Below are 19,692 nucleotides of genomic sequence, written 5' to 3'. Positions count from 1 at the left end.
CCTTTCCATCTCATCCGCACTCCCGGAATTCGGGAGCCGTTTTCTTCCCCACCCCCGGTCTGCGCCGGACGCGGAAGGAAGGCGGAAGTCCGTTATGCCGCGGCGCCGTCGAGGGCCCTGGCGCAGAGCAGCCGCAGCCGAGCCCGCCCCGGGTGAACGCGCCTTCGGCCGCCTTGACCGAGATCTGGTGCATGCGGGCGAATTCCAGCGTGGAGATCCCATGGGCACGGGCGAGGACCACCTGCCGCTCCCGGCCCCGCAGCAGGTGCACCTGACCGAGCAGCCAGCGTCCGAAGTCCTGGTCGCACACGCCTTCGTCCGGCAGCTCGGGCCCGCCCACGTCCGCCGCGCGGCGCAACAGCCGTCGTCTCCGCTCCAGTTCGCGGTAGTGGTCCACACAAAGACGCAGGGCGACCGAGGTCAGAAAGGGACCGATCCGGTCCTGGTCGAGATTGCCGTGGGCCGCCGCTCTGAGCATCGCTTCCTGAACGCAGTCCTCCGCGTCCTGGGCATTCGGCAACCGGCGGCGGACCAGTCTCATCAGTCGCTCCCGGTGGCTGGCGATCACATCCCAGGAGAACTCGCGCCGCACCTCTTCCTGGGATTCGCGGCTTCGATCAGTCCCTCGACCGGCGATTCCGCACTCATCTAAGTGGTCTAGCAATTCCCTGTGATTCATGGCCCCGAGCTTGATTCCCTGGTGCGAATCGGAATATTCGCACAGCCTATCCCCACCCGTCGCGAAGGTTCTTTTCCGAGTCAACGCACCAACAAACCAGGGGGAATACGGACCACTCATCCGCATGGAAAACGGAGGACCGCGTTCCGGCGCACCCCATACCGTGCTACACATTTCATGCATGCACTTGCGGCGCCTCACGTCTGCGGAAACGTCACGCCATGAGCGGGGCCGCCCCAAAAGGGGGCCGAAATCACATCCGCCTCAGCGGCGCGTGAGGCGATCGCGCCAAATTCCTCGACGGCGGACGGGCACCCGGGGACCGGCCTCGGACCATGGTGAGGGCCAGGGAACGGGCCGGGCCGCCGCGAGGGGCCACCGCCATCCCGAAAGCCGTCGCGGCCGCCTGGCTCGTTCTCGCCGCCGGGCTCGGCTCCCTCACCTCCTCGGCGTCCTCCGCCCAGCGGTCGCCCGGCCGAACCGGCCGGCGGACGATCCCGCGATAAAGAAGGTCATCGGACCGGACGGGCGGACCGGTGGAGGCGATCGGAGGGCCGCTCCACTGATACCCCAGGGGGTAAACTGAACAGCACCACCCCGAGGAGGACCCACCCCATGGCCATGTCCGTCGACGAGGAAGCCGGTACCGCGATCCTCAACCGCCTGCGCCGCGCCCAGGGGCAGCTCGCCGGCGTCATCGCCATGATCGAGGCCGGCCGCGACTGCAAGGACGTGGTCACCCAACTCGCCGCCGTCTCCCGCGCCCTCGACCGCGCCGGATTCAAGATCGTCGCCAGCGGGATGCGCCAGTGCATGACCGCGGCCGACGACGAGACGCCCCCGATGTCCGAGGCCGAACTCGAGAAGCTCTTCCTCGCCCTCGCCTGAGCCGGCACGGGAACGACGACTTCCCGGGAACCACGGACATCACGGGAACACGGACATCACGGGAACGACGACACACCGACGCGACGTGGGCCACCCTGGCGGGTGACCCACGTCGCGGCTGTTGCCGGGGAGGCGTCAGACGGTGTCGATCGGATCGATCAGCTGGTCGTGACGGCGGTGTCGTCGACGACGAAGCTGGTCTGGAGCGAGGAGTCCTCGACCCCGCTGAACTTCAGGGCGACGGTGGTACCGGCGAACGAGGACAGGTCGAAGGTCTTCTGTGTGTACCCCGTGGCCTTGTTGAGGTTGGAGTACGTCGCCAGGGTGGTGGTGCCCGCGGTGACCGTCAGCTTGTCGTACGCGGTGCTGGTGGTCGTCTCCGCGCTGTCGATGTGCAGGTAGAACGTGAAGCTGGCCTTGCAGCCGGACGGGATCGTCACCGACTGGGAGAGCGTGTCGGTGTGCGTCGAGCCGTAGCCGTCCAGCCACGCCTTGTACGAACCGGCGTGCGCCGCCTGGCTGCTGGAGTTGGTGATCACGCCGCTGCTCGCGGTCCAGGTGGTGTTGCCCGACTCGAAGCCCGGGTTGCCGAGCAGCTGGGTCGAGGTGCAGGTGCCGCCACCCCCGGAGGAGCTGACGGTCCAGGTGAAGGACGCCGTTCCGGTGGCTCCGGTGCTGTCGGTGACGGTGACCGTGGTGCTGTACGTCCCGGCGGTGGTCGGCGTCCCGGTGATCGCTCCGGTGGAGCTGTTGATCGACAGGCCGGTGGGCAGCCCGGTCGCGGCGTAGCTCAGCGAGCCGGTGTTGGTGCTGCTGGCCGAGATCTGCAGGCTCACCGCGGTGCCGACGGTGGAGGACTGGCTGCCCGGGTTCGTGACGGTCACCCCGCTCGACGGCGGCGTGACATGGCTGCCGACGTTGATGCCCGCGAAGGCGTTCGCCACCCCCGCGTACTGGGTGGAGCCGGCGCCGTACAGGGCGGTGGCCGCGTTCAGGGCGGCGGTGCGGGCGCCCGCGTAGTCGGTGCTGGACGTCATGTACGACGTCAGCGCCTTGTACCAGATCTGCAGGGCCGCGGCCCGGCCGATGCCCGCGACGGCGACTCCGTCGGAGGTCGTGCTGTTGTACGTGACGCCGTTGATGACCTTGGTGCCGCTGCCCTCGGAGAGCAGGTAGAACATGTGGTTCGCCGGGCCCGAGGAGTAGTGGACGTCCAGGTTGCCGACGCCGGAGTACCAACTGTCCGCGGAGCCGCCGTCCTTGCTCGGCTTGTCCATGTAACGCAGCGGCGTGCCGTCGCCGTTGATGTCGATCTTCTCGCCGATGAGGTAGTCGCCGACGTCGCTGGAGTTGTTGGCGTAGAACTCCACGCCGGTGCCGAAGATGTCGGAGGTCGCCTCGTTGAGGCCGCCGGACTCACCGCTGTAGTCCAGGCCCGCCGTGTTGGAGGTGACGCCGTGGCTCATCTCGTGCCCGGCCACGTCGAGCGAGGTGAGCGCGTGGGTGCCGCCCGAGCCGTCGCCGTAGGTCATGCAGAAGCAGCTGTCGTCCCAGAAGGCGTTGACGTACGCCGAGCTGTAGTGGACGCGCGAGTAGGCCGCGACCCCGTCGTTCTTGATGCCGCTGCGGCCGAAGGTGTTCTTGTAGAAGTCCCAGGTCTCCTGGGCGCCATAGGCGGCGTCCGCGCCGGCGGTCTGGGTGTTCGAGCCGGCTCCGGTGCCCCACGTGTCGTCGGAGTCGGTCATCAACGTGCCCGTACCCGACGTGCCGTTGTTGAGGCTGTAGGTCTTGTGGCCGCCGCGTGTGGTGTCGTACAGCTGGTACGTCGATCCGGACAGCGTGGTGTTCAGCGTGACCGTGCCGCTGTACTGCGTGTTGCCCGTGCCGGTCTTGATGCCCTGGTAGCGGTAGAGCTCCTGGCCGGTGGTGGCGTCGGTGATGACGTGCAGCTGGCTCGGGGTGCCGTCGTCCTGGAGGCCGCCGATCACGGTCTCCCAGGCAAGCTTCGGGGTGCCGCTGCCGGCCCAGATCACCTTGCGGGCACTGTCGGTGGTGGGCTTCTCGGCGGCCAGGGACTTGGCGGCCTTCAGCGCCTTGCTCGCGGCGGCGGACTTGGTGAAGGTCGCGGTGGTGGAGGCGACCTTGATGGTCCGCTTGTTGTTGAAGGTGCTGCTCACCGTGCCGGCGGCGAGGGAGGCCGGCGGAGTGTGGACGATCACGTCGCCGCCCAGCACCGGCAGGCCGGCGTAGGTGCGCTCGTAGCGGGTGTGGAGCGTGCCGTCCTGGTCCTTGACGACGTCCTTGACGACCAGCTTCTCCTTGGCTCCGAGGCCCAGGGTGCCGGCGGTCGTCGTGGTCTTCTGTGCCGCGCTCTTCAGCAGTGCCGAGTGCTGGGCAGGGGTGAGCTTGGCCTCCAGGCCTCCGGTGCGCAGCGGACTGGGGTGGGGGGCGGCAGGCTTGGCGGCCGCGGGGACCGTCTGTATGCCGACGGCCAGGAACGCGGCGGTGGCCGCCAGCGCTCCGGCCGCGACCGCCTGACGGGGGATTCGTCTCACTCGTACTCCTACTGCTGCGGCCGCGCGTCGACGGCCGGTGACAGACCCGGGCAGACGGGATGTGCTGGCCGGGACGAGCTGAGCAGTGCGGGGCCCCTACGCGGACCGTGTGAGGCCTGTCCGGCAGGTGAGGAAGAAGAATGACAGCTTGACAGATACATGTCATGCAGGTCGGGAGCAAACGAGGGTTAACCCTCGACGACGTTCACGTGGGGCGCACGGACGAGGTTCAGCCGGGGCGCACGGGAGTCCGTCTTCACTCAAATGGCGGCGCCCGGCGAAGTCGCGGCCGCCTCGGGCACGTCCACCTCAGCGGCCGCGACTTCGCCGGTGGCACGGCGACGGAGTACGCGAAGGCGGAATGGGGATAAGCCCGGAGAGCACGGCTCGCGCCGGACCGTGCCCCAGGGTCGGCATCCCTCCTTGGTAGTACGACCGGGTCGCGCGTCTGCTCCTCAGGGAGAGGTACGGGTGACCCGTGAGCACGACGCGCGTGAGCGTGGCGGCGTGGAAGCTGGTTGTACGAGTCCGAGGAGGCCGCCATGAACCGCCAGATCCGCATTCGCCCCAGCCGTCGCCCCGCCACCGGGCGCGAGGTGACGATCGACCGCAGGACACCGTCGGGTCGCCTGCTGCCCTACTGACGCGACGGCCGGCCTCCTGACCCGACGGCCGCCCTGCCCATCCGGCGGCTTTCCCTAACGATCCGGACGGTCGGCGTATCCGTTGCACCGCGCGCACGTTGTGGGTGATGACAATGGCCACCAGACACCATGGCGAGCACTGCGCGCGGATCCGGAAGGGTTGAAAGTATGATCACCCAATGTCTGACATGACCGAGACCACGCCGGGCTGGCTGACGTCCGACGAACTCGAGAGCGCGCGCGCACGCATGCCGATCCTGTACGTCGAGGCCGTGCCGGTCCGCGTCGACGACAACGGCGAAGTCACCAGCATCGGACTGCTGCTGCGCATAGGGCCGGACGGGACGGTCAGCCGCACCGTCGTCTCGGGCCGGGTGCTGCACCACGAGCGGGTCAGGGACGCCCTCCTGCGCCACCTGGAGAAGGACCTCGGCCCCGTGGCGCTCCCTCGCATCCCGACCTCGCTCCAGCCCTTCACCGTCGCCGAGTACTTCCCCACGGTGGGCGTCACGCCGTTCCACGACCCCCGCCAGCACGCGGTGTCGCTCGCCTACATCGTCCCGGTGACCGGCGACTGCCGCCCCCGGCAGGACGCCCTCGACCTGGTCTGGTTCAGCCCTGAGGAGGCCTCGTCGCCCGCGGTCCTGGGCGAGATGCCGGGCGGCCACGGAGCCCTCCTCAAGCAGGCCCTGGCCCATGTGGGCCGGCTGTCCTGACGTACGCCTCCGCTAGAGTCGGCGCGGTCCCCGGTCAGACGTGCTGCCGCGGGGGTGGTCCTGCGCTGGGGGATGACGGGCACGATGCGGTCAAACCCGGCAACATCCTGATCAACCGGTACGGCGGTGTCGCACTCGCCGACTTCGGCCTGGCGGCCATGCCCCGGCCGGACCGGGAACTGTCGGTCACCCGGGAGGCGTTGACCCCCGCGTACGCTCCGCCCGAGGCGTTCCACCTGGCCGAACCGACCCCGGCCGGCGATGTCTACTCGCTCGCCGCCACGGTCTACGCACTGCTGCGGGGCCGCCCGCCGCACTTCCCCGAGGACGGCACCGAGCTCAGCCTCCCGGAACTCATCGTGCGGCACACCTGGCCCTACCCCGACCTGCCGGGAGTGCCGACGGCGCTCAACGAGGTGCTCGGGCGGGCCCTGGTGGCGGACCCGGCGCGCCGGCTGTCCGACGCCGGGGCCCTGCGGGACGCGCTCGCCGCCGTCGACATGGACGGCGGCGACCGGGCCGGCTTCGGTCCCGTACCCGGCAGCCGGACCACCACCGTCCCCGCGCGGCGGGACACCACCCCGCCGCCCGAACCCGGTCGGCCGGGCACGACCACCGCCCCGGCGCCGCAGGACCGGCAGAAGACGAGGCGGCGCTCCCAAGTGATCGCCGCGGTGGCGGCGGTGGCGGTCTCGGTGAGCGTCTCGGTCACCGTGATCAGCTACCGGGGTGGGGGTTCCGACACCCCCACGTCCCCCTCGACCTCGTCCCGGCCGTCCGTCACCACGTCCGCCGCGAACACGGGGTTCGGTGGGGTGTCGACCACCGCCCGGGACTGCCCAGCCGCCGCGGTCGACGGCGCGGGCGGCCGGTGCGTCACGACCCCCGAGTGCTGGAGCGGCATCACCGACATCTCGGGGACGATCACCGTCAGCCTCGCGGACTGCCGGGTGAAGCACGTGTGGAGACCTTCGCCATCGCTCCGCTGCCCGAGGACGGGATGACGAACAACGCCCGGGACCTGATCAAACACCCCACCGTCAAGGCGCTGTGCTCGCGGGAGGTCATGCTGAAATCCAGGACCGCCACCGGGCGAGCCGTCACCGGCCGGTGGAGCACGGACATCCTGCCGCCGACCGCCCAGCAGTGGTCCGACGGACTCCGCGCCTTCCGCTGTGTCGCCCACGCGGACACGGAGGACGGGAAGATCACCGACAGCCACTTCGGGTAGGAGCGGCCGAGCGCCGGCGAACCGCTGCCCGGTCACGTCGTTGACGACGTGACCGGGCAGCGGCCTCAGGACGGCGTTTCCCCCGCCCGCTAGACGGTCACCGGCTGGAGCTTGGCGCGGAAGTGCCGCAGGATCGGGGACTGTTCCACGATCCGGTAGCCGTGCACGGACTCCGCGTTCTTGGCGATGGTCTCCAGGGTTCTGCCGACGTGGTCGTAGTGACTGCGCGTGTAGACGCGCCGCGGCAACGCCAGCCTCACCAGCTCGTACGGCGGGCTCTTGACCGGGTTTCCGTCCTCGTCCTCCTCGCCGAGGTACAGCGACCCCAGTTCGGCCGACCGGATGCCGCCCTCCAGGTAGAGCCGGCAGGCGAGAGCGTGGCCGGGGTACTGGTGGGGCGGTATGTGGGGCAGCAGCCGGCCCGCGTTGAGATAGATGGCGTGCAGACCGGGTGGCTCCAGTATGTCCACGCCGGCGGCGCGAACCCGCTGGGCCAGGTGGTCGGCGCTCTCCGCCCGCTCCGCGAGGTAGGAAGGTTCGGTCACCTCCTGGAGACCCTGGGCGATCATGTCGAGGTCGCGTCCGGCCAGACCCCCGTAGGTGGGGAACCCCTCGGTGGCGATGAGGAGGAGCTCGCACTTCTGGGCGAGTTCCGGATCGTTCAGTCCGATGAAGCCGCCGATGTGGACGATGCCGTCCTTCTTCGCGCTCATCACACAGCCGTCGGCCAGACGGAACGCTTCTTCGGCGACCTGGCGAGGGGTGCGGTCCTTGTAGGCCGCCTCGTGCCGGGTGACCAGCCACGCGTTCTCGGCGAACCGGGCGGCGTCCAGGATCAGGGGGACACCGTGCCGGCGGCAGAGTTCGGAGGTCCGCCGCAGATTCTCCATGGAGACGGGCTGACCGCCACCGCCGTTGTTGGTGATGGTCATGACCACCGCGGCGACACGCGAGCCGGTCGTCTCGGTCAGCCCCCGCTCCAGGGCCTCGAGGTCGATGTTCCCCTTGAAGGGCTCCGAGCTGTCCAGGTTCCGCGCCTCGGCGCAGGGCAGGTCGCGGGCCACACAGCCCGCCAGCTCCACATTGGCGCGGGTGGTGTCGAAGTGCGTGTTGGACAGGACGGTGTCGCCGGGCTTGAGGAGGTTGGAGAACAGGAGTCGTTCCGCCGCACGTCCCTGGTGGGCCGGCAGGATGTGGCTGAAGCCGGTCAGTTCCGCCACCGCGTCCCGGAAACGGTAGAAGGATCGCGAGCCCGCGTAGGACTCGTCACCGGCCATGCCCACGGCGAGCTGCGCCGAGGACAGCGCACCGGTCCCCGAGTCGCTCAGCAGATCGATGGTCACCTCTTCCGCGCGCAGATCGAACAGGTTGTAGTGCACTCGTTCGAGTGCCGCCTTGCGCTGCTGGGGGGTCGTGAGCGGGATAGGTTCGACGACCTTGATCCGGTACGGCTCCATCCTGATTTCTGCTCCTGCCTTTCCGTTTCCTACTGAGTGGAGGGTCTCGCGCGGCTCGGTACGCGCCGTGCGACGGGGAGAACGTCTGATGGGGCGGCTGGGCCGGCAGCGGGGGCCGTACCGCGTACGCCTCCGAGGAGATGTACGCGGTCACACGGGGCGGTCTGCCCCGCTCGTACACCAGCGCCAGATAGGCGATGAGCCCCACGCCGTCGTGCAGCAGCCGTGAGGTGACGGTGGCCAGCGACCGGTCGAGCACCGCGGTGTCCATGCCGTGTCGGCGCAGCACGGCCACCGCTCGCGCATAGGCCTCCCCGTCGTGCCGGACGTAGTCCCTGACCGGTACGTGGAGGGTGAAGCCGCTCGGCAGGCCGGTCCCGGACTCCGTGAAGGAGTGGCAGGAGAGCACGGGGCGCCCCTCCAGCCGTACGCCGTTCCCGGCGCCGGAGTGCCGCGGCGAGCTGTCGAGACCCGCCACGACCCGCAGGAACTCCCGTACGGTCTCGGGCCGTGGCCCGGGGTCCGTGCGGGGCAGTTCACCCGCGTCGGCGGCGGCCAGGTTCCGATGGGTGACGTAGACCTTCACCCGGGGTGTCTCCCAGTCCCCGAGGTCGAGGGCGAAGAACGGATAGCCGTCGGCCCGGGGCAGCGCGGCGAACGCCTGCCGGTGGCCGAGCCTGTCCAGTGCCTCACGCACCGTCTCGGCGGCCCGGTCCGCCCCGGACGCCGCCGGGTTCAGATAGACCTTGACCTTGGGGACTCCGCCGGGCCGCAACTCCAGGGCCAGCCACAGCGCCAGCGGGCCCTCGGGGTCCGGCGGGAAGAACAGGTCCTCCAGCCGGTCGAGTTGGTCGGTGGCGAAGCCCCAGCGCTCGGCCATGGCCCGCACCACACGTAGTCCGACGCGCCCGTTCTCCGCCAGGCCTTCGGCGCCGTACCCCGGTTCCAGCAGCACGCGCAGGGTCGGGGGCGCGTCCGGCACGAAGGCGAGTGAGTACTCCACCGGCGTGTGGTCGTCGGACAGGAAGCTCGGGTAGGACGGCGGTTTGTCCAACGGGCGCTCCGCGACAGGACCGAGACAGTCGGTCAGGACACGCGCGTAGATCTCGCCGTCGGACGGTTCGAGACCCGTGGCTTGGCACAGTCGGAGTAACTGGTCGGCGACGTAACCGCCGAGCGGTTGCGTGGCCGTGACCGGTCCACCCCCTGTACGGGAGGTGATCATCGGCCCTCCCGGCGAGTGGGCCCGGGAAGGAGGGCAAAAAGATACCCGCCTGAGGGGGCGGGTATCTCGCCATCCGGCGCGTGTGGTGCGACGGGTATGGCGCGGGGGTCGAAGCTCCCTTGGGAGGTCTGTCGTCGGGGGCGGAGCATGGCTGCGGAGTGCTGTGCTGAAGTGGCGTCGGTGGTCGAGGGCTCCACGACACCTCCTTAACTTGTGATCAACACGATTGCCGCGCTCTTCCCTACCCCTCCGGTTGAATATTGATGCAGTGCGAGGATGTTGGCGGCTGTTGCGTATCTCACGCCTTCCACCAGGACAGGAACGAACTCCACAGCCCGCCGCGCTCCTGCCGGCCCTGCGCACCTCCCTGGTCGCTGCGCGCCGTGGTCTCCGGGCGGTGCTGCGGGTCGGGCTGCCGGGCGGCCCGTACGGGGGTGAAACGGGCCGGAAGCGCGGCCAGCGCCCGGTTGAAGGGACCCGGACGCCAGGTCAGACTGTCCTCGGGGACGGCCAGTTCGACGTCGGGCAGCCGGTTGAAGAGGTTCTCGATGGCCGTCACGGTGATGAGCCGGGCGGGGTCCTTGGCCGGGCAGGCGTGCGGTCCCGCGCTCCACGCCAGGTGGGAGCGGTTGCTCGAGGCGTGCCGGGACGCCGTGAGCGCCGGGTCGGTGTTGGCGGCCGCGAAGCTGACCAGCACGAGGTCGCCCGCCGCCAGCTTCTGTCCCCCGAATTCCATGTCGGCCGCCGGGTAGTGCGGCGCGTAGTTCGCCATGGGCGGGTTCTTCCACAGCGTGGTGTCGATGGCCTCTTCGATCAACCCACCTGCCGCGTAACGGTCGTTGGTCAGCAGCAGGTGCAGGGTGTTGGAGATGAGGTTGCGAAGCGGCTCCGCGCCGGCGCCCAGCAGCAGGACGAGCTGGTGGGCCATCTCCTCGTTGGTCAGGCGCGCCTGATGCTGCATCAGCCAGGAGGTGACGTCGTCGCCGGGCCGGGACCGCTTGAGGGCCACCAGCTCGCCCACGGCCTGACCCAGTACCTCGTTCGCCTTCTCGGCATTCACACCGTCGAAAATGCCGGATATACCGAAGAGGACCCGGTCGCCGATCTCCGCGGGGCAGCCGAAGAGTTCGTTGAACACGAACAGCGGCAGCAGCTTGGCGTAGTCGTTGAGCAGATCGGCCGAGCCACGGGTGTGGAACTGGGCGATGAGGTAATTGGAGACCCGCTCGGCGCTCTGGCTCAGCCAATGCGAATCGACACGCGCGAAGCTGTCCGTGATGGCCTGCCGCAGCCGCATGTGGTCGGCCCCGTCACTGAACATGGCGTTGGGCCGGTACACCAGAAGCGGAAGCACCGGACTGTCCGGACTGATCTCACCTTCGTTGAAATCCCGCCAGCGGCGCGAGTCCTTACGGAAGGCACCCGCGTTCTGGAGCAGTTGGAGCGCAGCCGAGTAATCCGTGACCAGGGTCGCCTCGACACCGGGGGCGAGTTCGACCGGAGCGGTCGGCCCGTAGTGACGCATGTACTCGTAATAGGCTTGCGGATCGGCCGCGAACTCCGCCCCGTGCAACGGCACCGGCTCACCCGTGGCATGAGCCGGGCAGCCGGGTGGTGGCACGGGGGCGGTGGATTCAGTGTTCATGCTTGCTCCTAGCGGGCACGGTCCTGCAAATAGTGAACGAGGGTGATCAGGGCGCTTGCTGATGAGTTCTCGTCGCGAGCGTCGCAGGTGACGACCGGGGTGTCGGGGAGCAGGTCCAGCGCCTCACGCAGCGCCTCTTCGCCGCGAAGGGGCGTGCCGTCGAAGTGGTTCACGGCAATGGCGTAGGCGAGTCCGTACTGCTCGATCAGGTCGATGACGGCGAAGGAGTCCGCCAGCCGCTCGGGGTCGACCAGCACGAGCGCCCCGAGAGCGCCACGCGCCATGTCCTCCCACATCTGCACGAACCGCTGCTGGCCCGGCGTACCGAACAGGTACAGCACGACGTGATCACTGATCGTGAGGCGTCCGAAGTCCATGGCCACCGTGGTGGTGGTCTTGCCGCGGACGCCCTTGAGGTCGTCGATCTCCTCGCCGGCCTGTGTCATCGTCTCCTCCGTGGACAGCGGAGGAATCTCCGACATCGTCCCGACGAAGGTGGTCTTGCCCACCGCGAAGTGCCCGACGATCAGGATCTTCACGGCGGTCTGAGCCGCTCCACCGCGGACGTACGCCTTCTCATCCAAAACGGGCCCGGAGACCATCCAGCACCTCCTGAAGAATCTGCTCGTCGACCAGGCGGGCGCGCGCCACCGGCGCGCGCGTGATGAGGTAACCGCCTTCGGCGAGGGCATTGAGAAGGATCTTCACCACGCCCATGGGCAGGCGCAGGTGTCCCGCGATCTCGGCGACCGAGAGGTAGCCGCCGGAGCACATCTCCAGCAGGCTCTGCTCCTCCGGGGAGAGCCGGGCCGGCCGCTGCTGATGGTCGGCGGCCGCCGTGACCAGCGTGATCAGGGAGAACTGGTCGCCGTCGGGGAGGTCCCGGCCATTGGTGATGACGTACGGCCGCACTAACTCCGCGGCCTCGGGCTCCTGCCGCTCGGAATCGGTCACTGGCGTGCGCCGATGTTCTCGCGCGGCGGAGTCGTCAGCGCCTTGCCCAGCTGGCCGACGAGCTGCTGCATGCGGAAGGTGATCTCCCCCATCTCGACGTCGGGAGAGGCCGAGACCGCGAGGTACGCGCCGTCACCGGCGGAGATCAGGAAGACCCAGCCACCGTCGAACTCGACGAGCGTCTGCCGCCACTTCAGATCGGACCCGTCGCAGAAGAACCCGATCGAGCGGCTCAGTGACTGCACACCGCTCATCGCGGCGGCGACGGTGTCCGCGTGGTCCCTTCCGACGCCCTTCGAGGACGCCATCAAGAGCCCGTCGGCGGAGACCAGGACCGCGTGCAGAGCCCCGGGAATCTCCAGGACGCCGTCAAGCATCCATGACAGATCGTTGTTCACGAAACCTCATGCCCTTCGCTGCTTGCGTCATGTGCGTTGCTCGTGCGGCCCGCAGGCTCCGGGAGCGCGGCTCGACCGGACTGCGTGCCGCGCTGGAAGGCACCCATGATCGAGGCGGTCTCCTCTTCGGAGCGGATCGGGGTGCCCGTGGTCATGGGGGCACCCGTGGTTTCGGTCGGCGGCACGATGGCCATGGCCCGCCTGCGGCGGCGCTTGGGAAGACCGTCGGCGGTCGTGGACACGGCCGCGGCGGGTTCCGGGCCGCTCGGGTTCAGCGAGGGAACAGTGCTCACAGTCTGTGCTCGCTCCTTTGGTTGCGGCATGCTGGTGAGCAGCTCGTCCGGCAGCAGGACCACCGCTCGCACACCCCCGTAGGGAGAGGTCGAGTCGACGGACACCGTGAAGCCGTAGCGCTCACAGAGCACACCGATCACGGCGAATCCGAACTGCGGAGGATTGCCGAGCCCGGAGACACCCGAGGCCCGCTCACTCGAAAGGAGTTTCGCCGCTCGGGCCTTCTCCTCCTCGTTCATGCCGACACCGGCGTCGTCCACGACGATGCAGATGCCCTTGGGTACGGCACGGACATTGATCTCGACACTGGTTTCCGGTGCCGAGTAGCTCGTGGCGTTGTCGAGCAGTTCGGCAAGGGCCAGCGCCACCGGTTCGACAGCCCGGTTGGTGACCGCGAAATCGACCTGCGAAAGAATTTCGACCCGCTGGAAGTGCCGGATCCTGCCCTGCGCGCTGCGGACCACGTCGTACACCGACGCGACGTCACGCTGCCGTCCCAGCCAGCCTTCGCAGAGCACCGCGATGGACTGGGCGCGCCGCCCGAACTGCGAGTTCATGTGGTCGATTTCCAGGAGGTCCTGGAGAATCACCGACTCGCCATACTTGCTCTGCAGTTTGGAAATGGCCAACTGCTGTTCGGCGGCGAGACCCTGAAGCGTCCGCATCGCCGATTTGAGCGCGGTTCTCGTTGCTTCTTCGGCTTGCTCCTGAGCCTTCTTCACCGAGGCCGAATATTGATTCTCAAGCTCAGCGTAGTGATCCCTGAGTTCTTGATTTCCCTGCCTTAAACTCCGCGCAGACCGCTTTCCGCGAATAATGGCGGTAGCTGCAAGCGGAGTACCAGCGATAAGAGCCCAGAGAGCCGGGTCCTGCATGTATTGCGTCATAAGACTCTCTTCAAGCGACTGACAGCCAGCTACTGAATTCCGTCAGCGCGGCGGGCCGGCAGCCCACTGCGCAGGGTTTACCGTCCGGGCCGCACAGTTGGCCAGAAGAGTCGTTTGGCCAGAAGAGTCGTTTTGTGCCCATAGCCCGCTCGGCAAGTGCGGCGATCGTATCATCGCCCCAACTCATGACGGACCGTCAATATGAGGAGCACTTGCGAACATTGATGAGTAGTCAGATCCTCAACGACATCCGAAAAGGGGGCTCTGCGGCTTTCGTCAATCGGTGCCCGGAGTGGACATCGGGGAGCGGGTCCCGCGGAGCGGGCGCGGGGGGACCCGACGCCCGCCGGGTTCGCGTTCAGTGCAGGTCGGCCGGCTCCTGACTGTCGTCGAGGAAACCGCCCGACTGGTGCTGCCACAGCTTCGCGTAGGCGCCTTCCGACGCGAGCAGTTCCTGATGCGTGCCCTGCTCGATGATTCGCCCGCGGTCGAGGACGACGAGCCGGTCCATGGTGGCGACCGTGCTCAGTCGGTGCGCCACGACGAGCGCCGTCCGGCCCTCCATGAGCCGCCACAGCGCTTCTTGTACGAGGATCTCGCTCTCGGAGTCCAGCGCGCTGGTCGCCTCGTCGAGCAGCAGGATCGGTGCGTCGCGCAGGATCGCCCTGGCGAGCGCGACCCGCTGGCGCTGCCCGCCGGACAGCTTGACCCCGCGCTCGCCCACCATGGTGTCGAAGCCGTCCGGCAGCGCGTCGGCGAACTCCGTGACATGCGCCGCCTCGGCCGCGCGACGGATCTCGGCCTCGGTGGCGTCCGGCCGGGCGAAGGCGATGTTGTCCCGCAGTGTGCGGTGGAACATCGCCGGGTCCTGCGGCACGTAGGCCATCAGTCCGCGCAGGTCTGCCTGGCGCAGCCTGCTGATGTCCTGCCCTCCGATCAGGATGCGGCCGGAGTCGATGTCCGTCATCCTCAGCAGCAGCCGGGCCAGCGTGGTCTTGCCCCCGCCGGACCGGCCGACAAGACCGATCTTCGCCCCGCTGGGCACCGCCAGGTCGAGTCCCTCGAAGAGCGGCTGCGCGCCCGCGTGGGCGAAGGTCACCTGCTCGAAGCGGACGTCGGCGGCCCGGGACAGCAGCGCTTCCGGCGTCTTCGGGTCGAGCACGGTCGGCGGCTTCAGCAGCAGTTCGGTGAACTGCGCCGCCTCCGTCATCGAGCTCTCCAGGCGGCGGTAGATCTGGTTGAACTCGAACATGATCCGCGTCGCGTTGCTGTAGTACGTGAAGGCGACCACGACCGCCTCCACGCCGTGACTGCCTCCGCCGAGCGCGACCGCGAGCAGCAGGCCCAGCGCGTTGGTCAGCACGGACATCGGCGCGACCAGTGTGTCGATGCGCAGGTTGCCGTAGTCCCACGACCTCAGCATGAGCCGCCGCGAGGCCGCGACACGGGACCGGTGCTCGGCGGCCTCACGCTCCTCGGCGGCGAACGCCCGGACCGTGTCCATGTTCATCAGACTGTCGGCGACATGGCCCGACACCCGGGCGATCGCCTCCTCGCGCTGATCGACGAGCGCCTGACGGCGGCGGATGAGGGGCAACACGCACAGCGCCGTCAGCGCGATCATCGCCAGGAGCCCGACGACGAGCAGCGGTTCGTAGCGCCACAGCACCACCGCCCCGAACACCAGCGGCACGAAGCTGCCCACGACCTGGAACGTCATCGTGTCGACGAACTCCTCGAAGCGGGAGGCGAAGCTCAGCACCCGCTTGGTCAGTGACCCGGCGAAGTTGTCGTGGAAGAACGCGGCGTCCTTGGCGAACAGCTCGTCCATGCCGATGACGTACAACTGCTCGATGCCGAGGGCGTCGAGACGGTTCAGGCAGTGCAGGCCGAGACGCCACAGCATCTCCGCGAGGAGCAGGACGCCGGCGAAGCCGAGGACGTACGGCAGCGTCGAGCCGATGGAGATACCGGCGTCGCCGGCGATCCGACCGACGAGCTTCGCGACGATCAGAGGCGCGATGTAGTTGATGCCGATGTTGCCGAGCGCCGGCAGCAGCATCGCGGGGGCGGTCAGCCGTCGGAGCCGGGCCAACTCCCGTCCGTAATAGCGAAGGGCGAGGAGCACCGAGCCTTTGCTCGGTGGACCCTCGCGCGATTCAGGCGATCCCATCCCAACCCTGTGTGGTCGTGCGGCAGCCTGCCGCGTGCTTCTCCGGGGAGATTCCGTTGCCTCAGTGGCCGTTGTGGAGCTTCGGTTCCGAGTGAGCACGTTCGCTCGGGTCGTCCTCCGATGGGCGGGGTACGACGACGGGCCCGCGGCGACACCCACGTGCGAGTTCGACGGGCCAGGAATCGCAGTGTCCCGCGAGGGCTCCCGCGCAGTCCAAGCGTTTTTATCGGCCAACGGCGCACGTCGCACGCCTGCGCGACCCGGCCGAACAGGAGTGTGCCCCTGAGTCGAGGCGGCCCGATCACCCCTGCCTCGATGGGCCCGGACGTCTCTTCCACGCGGTCTTTTCCGCGCAGCTCATTAATTTTACCGACCGTTAGGTCTATTTTACCGGTCGCCGCTCTCGCACTGGACGTCCCCCACGCCGCCCGGCCCAGAGCCACTCTCTGGATCTCCGCTCACCCCTGGAAGGCCGCAGATGTCCCAGACCCGAACCTCTCCCCCGCAGGCCCACGAGAGAGCCCGCTCCACCGCGCGCAACGTGCTCGTCGTCGTCGCGCTCGTGTGGATCGTCCAACTGGTCGCGCGCGTCGCCGCGTTGTCCGGCGTCGCACAGGCCGACATCGCGATCCACTTCCGGATCACGGACATCGCCTGGTTCACCCTGATGACCCTGCTGACCGGGACCTTCTTCCTGCCCTTCGCGGTCAAGGCCGCGGCCCTCTTCGGCAAGAAGCGCGTCCTGCTCGTCGCCACCGGTCTCGGCTTCGTCGGCGACCTGGTCGCCGCCTTCGCCACCGACTACCGCACGCTGCTGATCGGGCGCGGCATCGCGGGCGTCTACGCGGCCACCGCCCCGATCGCCTACGCGATCACCCGGGACGTGTTCCCCCGCCGCTGGGTGGGACTCGCCAGCGGGCTCCTGGCCGGCGGGGTCGGCCTCGTCGCCTTCGGCGGGCCGTTCCTGGCCGGCTGGCTCCTGGACGGTTACGGATTCCGCGGCGTGCTGTGGTTCACGGCCATCAGTACCGCCGCGAGCTTCGTGCTGGTGGCCGCCTTCGTGCCGGAGAGTCCGGTCCGTGAGGCGGGCGGGCGGATGGCCTGGATCGGCGGGCTCCTTCTCGGCGGAGGGATCACGGCGATCGTCTACGCCGTCGGCGAGGGATCGCAGTGGGGCTGGGGCAGCGCCGAGTTCGCCGCCTACATCGCCGGGGCGCTGATCACACTGGCCGCCTTCGTACTCGTCGAGCGCCGGGTCGCCGACCCCCTGTTCCCGCCGTCCATGACACGGCGTCGTCCGGTGTGGACCGTCCTGCTGGCCACCTCCGTGGCAGCCGGCTCACTCAGCGCCGTGGGCGTGGTGATGCAGATGCTGGTGCTGATGCCCAAGATCCCACCGACGGCGCCGAACACTCCCGGTGGCGCCGGATGCTGACGAGCTCGTTCACCCGCCACCGCATGGAGAAGCTCCGCCCGGCGATCCAGCAGATCACCGACGACCTCATCGACAAGCTGCTCGCACGACGGGCCGTTGTCGAGGACATCGAGATCGACGGCGAGACCATCCGCGCCGGCGAGGGCTTCATCGCGGCCCTGCCGGCCGCCAACTGGGATCCGCTGGCGTTCCCCGAGCCCGAGAAGCTCGACCTCGCCCGTCGGGCGGCGCACCATGTCGCGTTCAGCCGGGGCCCGCACCAGTGCATCGGGCAACAGCTGGCCCGTATCGAACTCCACATCGTGTTCAGCACGCTGTTCCGTCGGGTGCCGACCCTGCGGCTCGCGGTCGACGTCTCGGAGCTGAAGTTCAAGGAGGACTCACAGGCGTACGGCATCTACGAGCTGCCCGTCACCTGGGAGCTCCTGGAGGTCCGTGAAGCAGCGGATACGACAAGGCCGTCTCCTCATCGCCGAGAAGACGGCCTCCGACCTGCTGTGAAGCTGGTCGGGACGACAGGATTTGAACCTGCGACCCCTTGACCCCCAGTCAAGTGCGCTACCAAGCTGCGCCACGTCCCGTTGCCCGCCTGACCTGGGGTTTCCCCTGGCCGAACGCGCACGGAAACAATACCGCACTCGGGGCGATGGTCGCGCATCCGTTTATTCGGGGCCGACCGGGGCGCGTTATACGGGGCCGACCGGGGCGCGGGGCGACAGGGCCAGGCGGGAAAAGACTTCGAGACGGTGCTTGACCTGAAGTTTGATTGAGGTTGCACGATCGTCGGCATGACGATCATCGAGGCAGAACGCCGGCACCAGTACCAGGACCTGCCCCGCCTGATGGGGCTGATGACCGGCGACGAGAAGCACGGACCCGCGGCGACGTCCACGCTGGACGCGCTGTGGGTGCTCTACGACCGGGTGCTGCGGGTCGGGCCCGAGCGGATGGACGATCCGGAGCGGGACCGGTTCCTGCTCTCCAAGGGGCACGGGCCCATGGCGTACTACGCGGTGCTCGCGGCCAAGGGCTTCGTGCCCGTGGACTGGCTGCCGGACTTCGGCGCGTACGACTCACCGCTCGGACACCACCCGGACCGGGTGCTGGTACCCGGCGCCGAGATCGGCAGCGGGTCGCTGGGGCACGGGCTGCCGATCGCTGTCGGCACCGCGCTGGGCCTGCGCGCGCAGGGGCTGGGCGAGCCCCGTGTGTGGGTGCTGATCGGCGACGCGGAGCTGGACGAGGGCAGCAACCACGAGGCGATCGCGTACGCCGGGCCGGCCGGTCTCGACCGGCTGCACACCGTGGTGATCGACAACTCCTCCGCCAGCCATGCCCGGCCCGGCGGTATCGCCGCCCGGTTCGAGGCCGCGGGCTGGTCCGCCCTGACGGTCGACGGCCGTGACCACGAGGCGCTGTACGCCGCCTTCACCGCGCCCCACCCGGGTCGCCCGCACGTGGTGGTCGCCCGGGTCGAGCCCAAGTCCGCCTGAGACACCAGAGGCGTCCAAGACACCCGAGGCACCCGCGGCTCCGGACCCTCCCCTCTCCTCATCCCGTACCCCCCGAAAGGGCCCCTTCCATGGACACCATGCGTGATCGTTTCGCCCCCGTCATGACGCGGCTGCTCGACGAGGACCCTCGGGTCGCGGTCGTCCTCGCCGAGATCGGCAAGGACGGTTTCACGGAAGCCCGACGCAGGCATCCCGATCGGGTGATCAACGTCGGTATCCGCGAACAGCTCCTGGTCGGGGCGGGCGCGGGCCTGGCGCTGACCGGTCTGCGACCCGTCGTGCACACCTTCGCCAGCTTCCTCGTCGAGCGGCCGTTCGAACAGGTCAAGCTGGACCTCGGACACCAGGACGTGGGCGCGGTGCTGGTGAGCGCGGCCGCGTCCTTCGACTGGCCCGCCGGAGGCTTCACTCACATGGCACCCGGCGACGTGGCCCTGCTCGACACGCTGGACGGCTGGACCGTGCACGTTCCCGGCCATCCGGACGAGGCCGAGCAGCTGCTGCGACAGGCGGTCGCCGCCGGGGACGACAAGGTGTACCTGCGGTTGTCCGTGCAGTCCAACGCACGGGGCCTGCCGGTCGACGGGGCCCGCTTGCGTACCGTCCGGGAGGGGCACGCAGGGGTCGTCGTCGCCGTCGGGCCGATGCTCGGCGCCGTACTCGCCGCCACGGAGGGACTCGACGTCACCGTCCTGTACGCGGCCACCGTGAGGCCCTTCGACGGGCAGACCCTGCGCCGCGCCACGGAGGCGGCGGGCACCGACGTCGTCCTCGTCGAGCCGTATCTGGCCGGTACGTCCACGACCGTCGCGGGCGACGCGCTCGCCGACGTACCCCACCGTGTCCTCGGCCTCGGCGTCCGTCGGCGTGAGCTGCGCCGGTACGGAAGCGTCGACGAGCACCTGACCGCGCACGGCCTCGACGCGGGATCCCTGCGGGAGCGGATCGGCGGCTTCCTGAGTGCCTCGGACCGACCGCGCCCCTGAGTCCGCCCCCG

Annotated in this window: 17 protein-coding genes, 1 tRNA gene and 1 pseudogene; 8 read left to right on the top strand and 11 right to left on the bottom strand. The window is 69.0% G+C overall.

Annotated elements, in window-relative coordinates; genetic code table 11:
- Nucleotides 1-10 precede the first annotated feature (10 nt).
- On the bottom strand, nucleotides 11-541 hold the full coding sequence (locus AAFF41_RS40945; protein ID WP_343325622.1) for an RNA polymerase sigma factor: 531 nt from the start codon (nucleotides 539-541) through the stop codon (nucleotides 11-13).
- Between the two features lie 759 nt (nucleotides 542-1,300).
- On the opposite strand from AAFF41_RS40945, the gene AAFF41_RS40940 reads away from it, so the two are divergent.
- Nucleotides 1,301-1,567 carry a metal-sensitive transcriptional regulator gene (locus AAFF41_RS40940; protein WP_319752128.1) on the top strand — a complete coding sequence of 89 codons (267 nt, stop codon included), beginning with the start codon at nucleotides 1,301-1,303 and terminating at the stop codon, nucleotides 1,565-1,567.
- A gap of 158 nt (nucleotides 1,568-1,725) precedes the next feature.
- Here AAFF41_RS40940 and AAFF41_RS40935 read toward each other — a convergent pair whose 3' ends face one another.
- A complete protein-coding gene (locus AAFF41_RS40935; RefSeq protein ID WP_343325621.1) occupies nucleotides 1,726-4,122 on the bottom strand; it encodes a M4 family metallopeptidase in 2,397 nt (798 codons plus the stop codon).
- An 832-nt stretch (nucleotides 4,123-4,954) separates the two neighbouring features.
- On the opposite strand from AAFF41_RS40935, the gene AAFF41_RS40930 reads away from it, so the two are divergent.
- The 3 genes from AAFF41_RS40930 to AAFF41_RS40920 are packed head-to-tail and all read left to right on the top strand — an operon-like array spanning nucleotide 4,955 to nucleotide 6,713.
- Nucleotides 4,955-5,482: an NUDIX hydrolase family protein gene (locus AAFF41_RS40930; RefSeq protein ID WP_054232688.1), complete on the top strand. Its 528-nt coding sequence runs from the start codon at nucleotides 4,955-4,957 to the stop codon at nucleotides 5,480-5,482.
- Complete coding sequence (locus AAFF41_RS40925; RefSeq protein ID WP_319752127.1) at nucleotides 5,479-6,486, top strand: protein kinase domain-containing protein; 1,008 nt, start codon at nucleotides 5,479-5,481, stop codon at nucleotides 6,484-6,486. Before AAFF41_RS40930 ends, AAFF41_RS40925 begins: the two co-directional genes overlap by 4 nt.
- Nucleotides 6,483-6,713: a hypothetical protein gene (locus AAFF41_RS40920; protein WP_343325620.1), complete on the top strand. Its 231-nt coding sequence runs from the start codon at nucleotides 6,483-6,485 to the stop codon at nucleotides 6,711-6,713. The genes AAFF41_RS40925 and AAFF41_RS40920 overlap by 4 nt, the downstream gene beginning before the upstream one ends.
- 89 nt (nucleotides 6,714-6,802) lie before the next feature.
- Here the strand turns inward: AAFF41_RS40920 and AAFF41_RS40915 are convergent, their stop codons facing one another.
- The 8 genes and pseudogenes from AAFF41_RS40915 to AAFF41_RS40880 form a co-directional block, all read right to left on the bottom strand.
- Entirely contained in the window at nucleotides 6,803-8,170 is a 1,368-nt protein-coding gene (locus AAFF41_RS40915; protein WP_343325619.1) for a tryptophanase, read from the bottom strand.
- Between the two features lie 328 nt (nucleotides 8,171-8,498).
- Nucleotides 8,499-9,395 (bottom strand): annotated as a pseudogene (locus tag AAFF41_RS40910) (tryptophan dimethylallyltransferase family protein); the annotation flags it as partial.
- Between the two features lie 298 nt (nucleotides 9,396-9,693).
- Entirely contained in the window at nucleotides 9,694-11,040 is a 1,347-nt protein-coding gene (locus AAFF41_RS40905; protein WP_319752102.1) for a cytochrome P450, read from the bottom strand.
- An 8-nt stretch (nucleotides 11,041-11,048) separates the two neighbouring features.
- Nucleotides 11,049-11,642, bottom strand: coding sequence for a GTP-binding protein (locus AAFF41_RS40900; protein ID WP_095851307.1), 594 nt, complete (start codon nucleotides 11,640-11,642; stop codon nucleotides 11,049-11,051).
- Complete coding sequence (locus AAFF41_RS40895; RefSeq protein ID WP_054232691.1) at nucleotides 11,617-11,994, bottom strand: DUF742 domain-containing protein; 378 nt, start codon at nucleotides 11,992-11,994, stop codon at nucleotides 11,617-11,619. Before AAFF41_RS40895 ends, AAFF41_RS40900 begins: the two co-directional genes overlap by 26 nt.
- On the bottom strand, nucleotides 11,991-12,392 hold the full coding sequence (locus tag AAFF41_RS40890; protein WP_054232692.1) for a roadblock/LC7 domain-containing protein: 402 nt from the start codon (nucleotides 12,390-12,392) through the stop codon (nucleotides 11,991-11,993). The genes AAFF41_RS40895 and AAFF41_RS40890 overlap by 4 nt, the downstream gene beginning before the upstream one ends.
- Nucleotides 12,389-13,573 (bottom strand): sensor histidine kinase, encoded by a 1,185-nt coding sequence (locus AAFF41_RS40885; RefSeq protein ID WP_054232693.1) that lies wholly within the window; start codon nucleotides 13,571-13,573, stop codon nucleotides 12,389-12,391. Before AAFF41_RS40885 ends, AAFF41_RS40890 begins: the two co-directional genes overlap by 4 nt.
- A gap of 358 nt (nucleotides 13,574-13,931) precedes the next feature.
- On the bottom strand, nucleotides 13,932-15,746 hold the full coding sequence (locus AAFF41_RS40880) for an ABC transporter ATP-binding protein (RefSeq protein ID WP_319752100.1): 1,815 nt from the start codon (nucleotides 15,744-15,746) through the stop codon (nucleotides 13,932-13,934).
- A gap of 478 nt (nucleotides 15,747-16,224) precedes the next feature.
- Here AAFF41_RS40880 and AAFF41_RS40875 point away from each other — a divergent pair, with 478 nt between their 5' ends.
- Entirely contained in the window at nucleotides 16,225-17,181 is a 957-nt protein-coding gene (locus AAFF41_RS40875) for an MFS transporter (RefSeq protein WP_343325618.1), read from the top strand.
- Nucleotides 17,175-17,723: a cytochrome P450 gene (locus tag AAFF41_RS40870; protein WP_319752097.1), complete on the top strand. Its 549-nt coding sequence runs from the start codon at nucleotides 17,175-17,177 to the stop codon at nucleotides 17,721-17,723. The genes AAFF41_RS40875 and AAFF41_RS40870 overlap by 7 nt, the downstream gene beginning before the upstream one ends.
- On the opposite strand, the gene AAFF41_RS40865 is transcribed toward AAFF41_RS40870, so the two are convergent.
- A tRNA-Pro gene (locus AAFF41_RS40865) sits at nucleotides 17,686-17,762 on the bottom strand. The genes AAFF41_RS40870 and AAFF41_RS40865 overlap by 38 nt on opposite strands.
- A 207-nt stretch (nucleotides 17,763-17,969) precedes the next feature.
- On the opposite strand from AAFF41_RS40865, the gene AAFF41_RS40860 reads away from it, so the two are divergent.
- Both AAFF41_RS40860 and AAFF41_RS40855 read left to right on the top strand, forming a co-directional pair.
- The gene (locus AAFF41_RS40860; RefSeq protein ID WP_319752096.1) at nucleotides 17,970-18,674 is read left to right on the top strand and encodes a transketolase; all 705 of its coding nucleotides are present in this window, start codon (nucleotides 17,970-17,972) and stop codon (nucleotides 18,672-18,674) included.
- A gap of 89 nt (nucleotides 18,675-18,763) precedes the next feature.
- The gene (locus AAFF41_RS40855) at nucleotides 18,764-19,681 is read left to right on the top strand and encodes a transketolase family protein (protein WP_319752095.1); all 918 of its coding nucleotides are present in this window, start codon (nucleotides 18,764-18,766) and stop codon (nucleotides 19,679-19,681) included.
- Nucleotides 19,682-19,692: the final 11 nt, after the last annotated feature.

Origin of the sequence: Streptomyces mirabilis (genome assembly GCF_039503195.1) — a bacterium.
GTDB classification, from domain to species: domain Bacteria; phylum Actinomycetota; class Actinomycetes; order Streptomycetales; family Streptomycetaceae; genus Streptomyces; species Streptomyces mirabilis_D.
The sequence above is the reverse complement of the archived record's forward strand: the minus strand, read 5'-3'. Positions and strand labels throughout refer to the sequence as shown.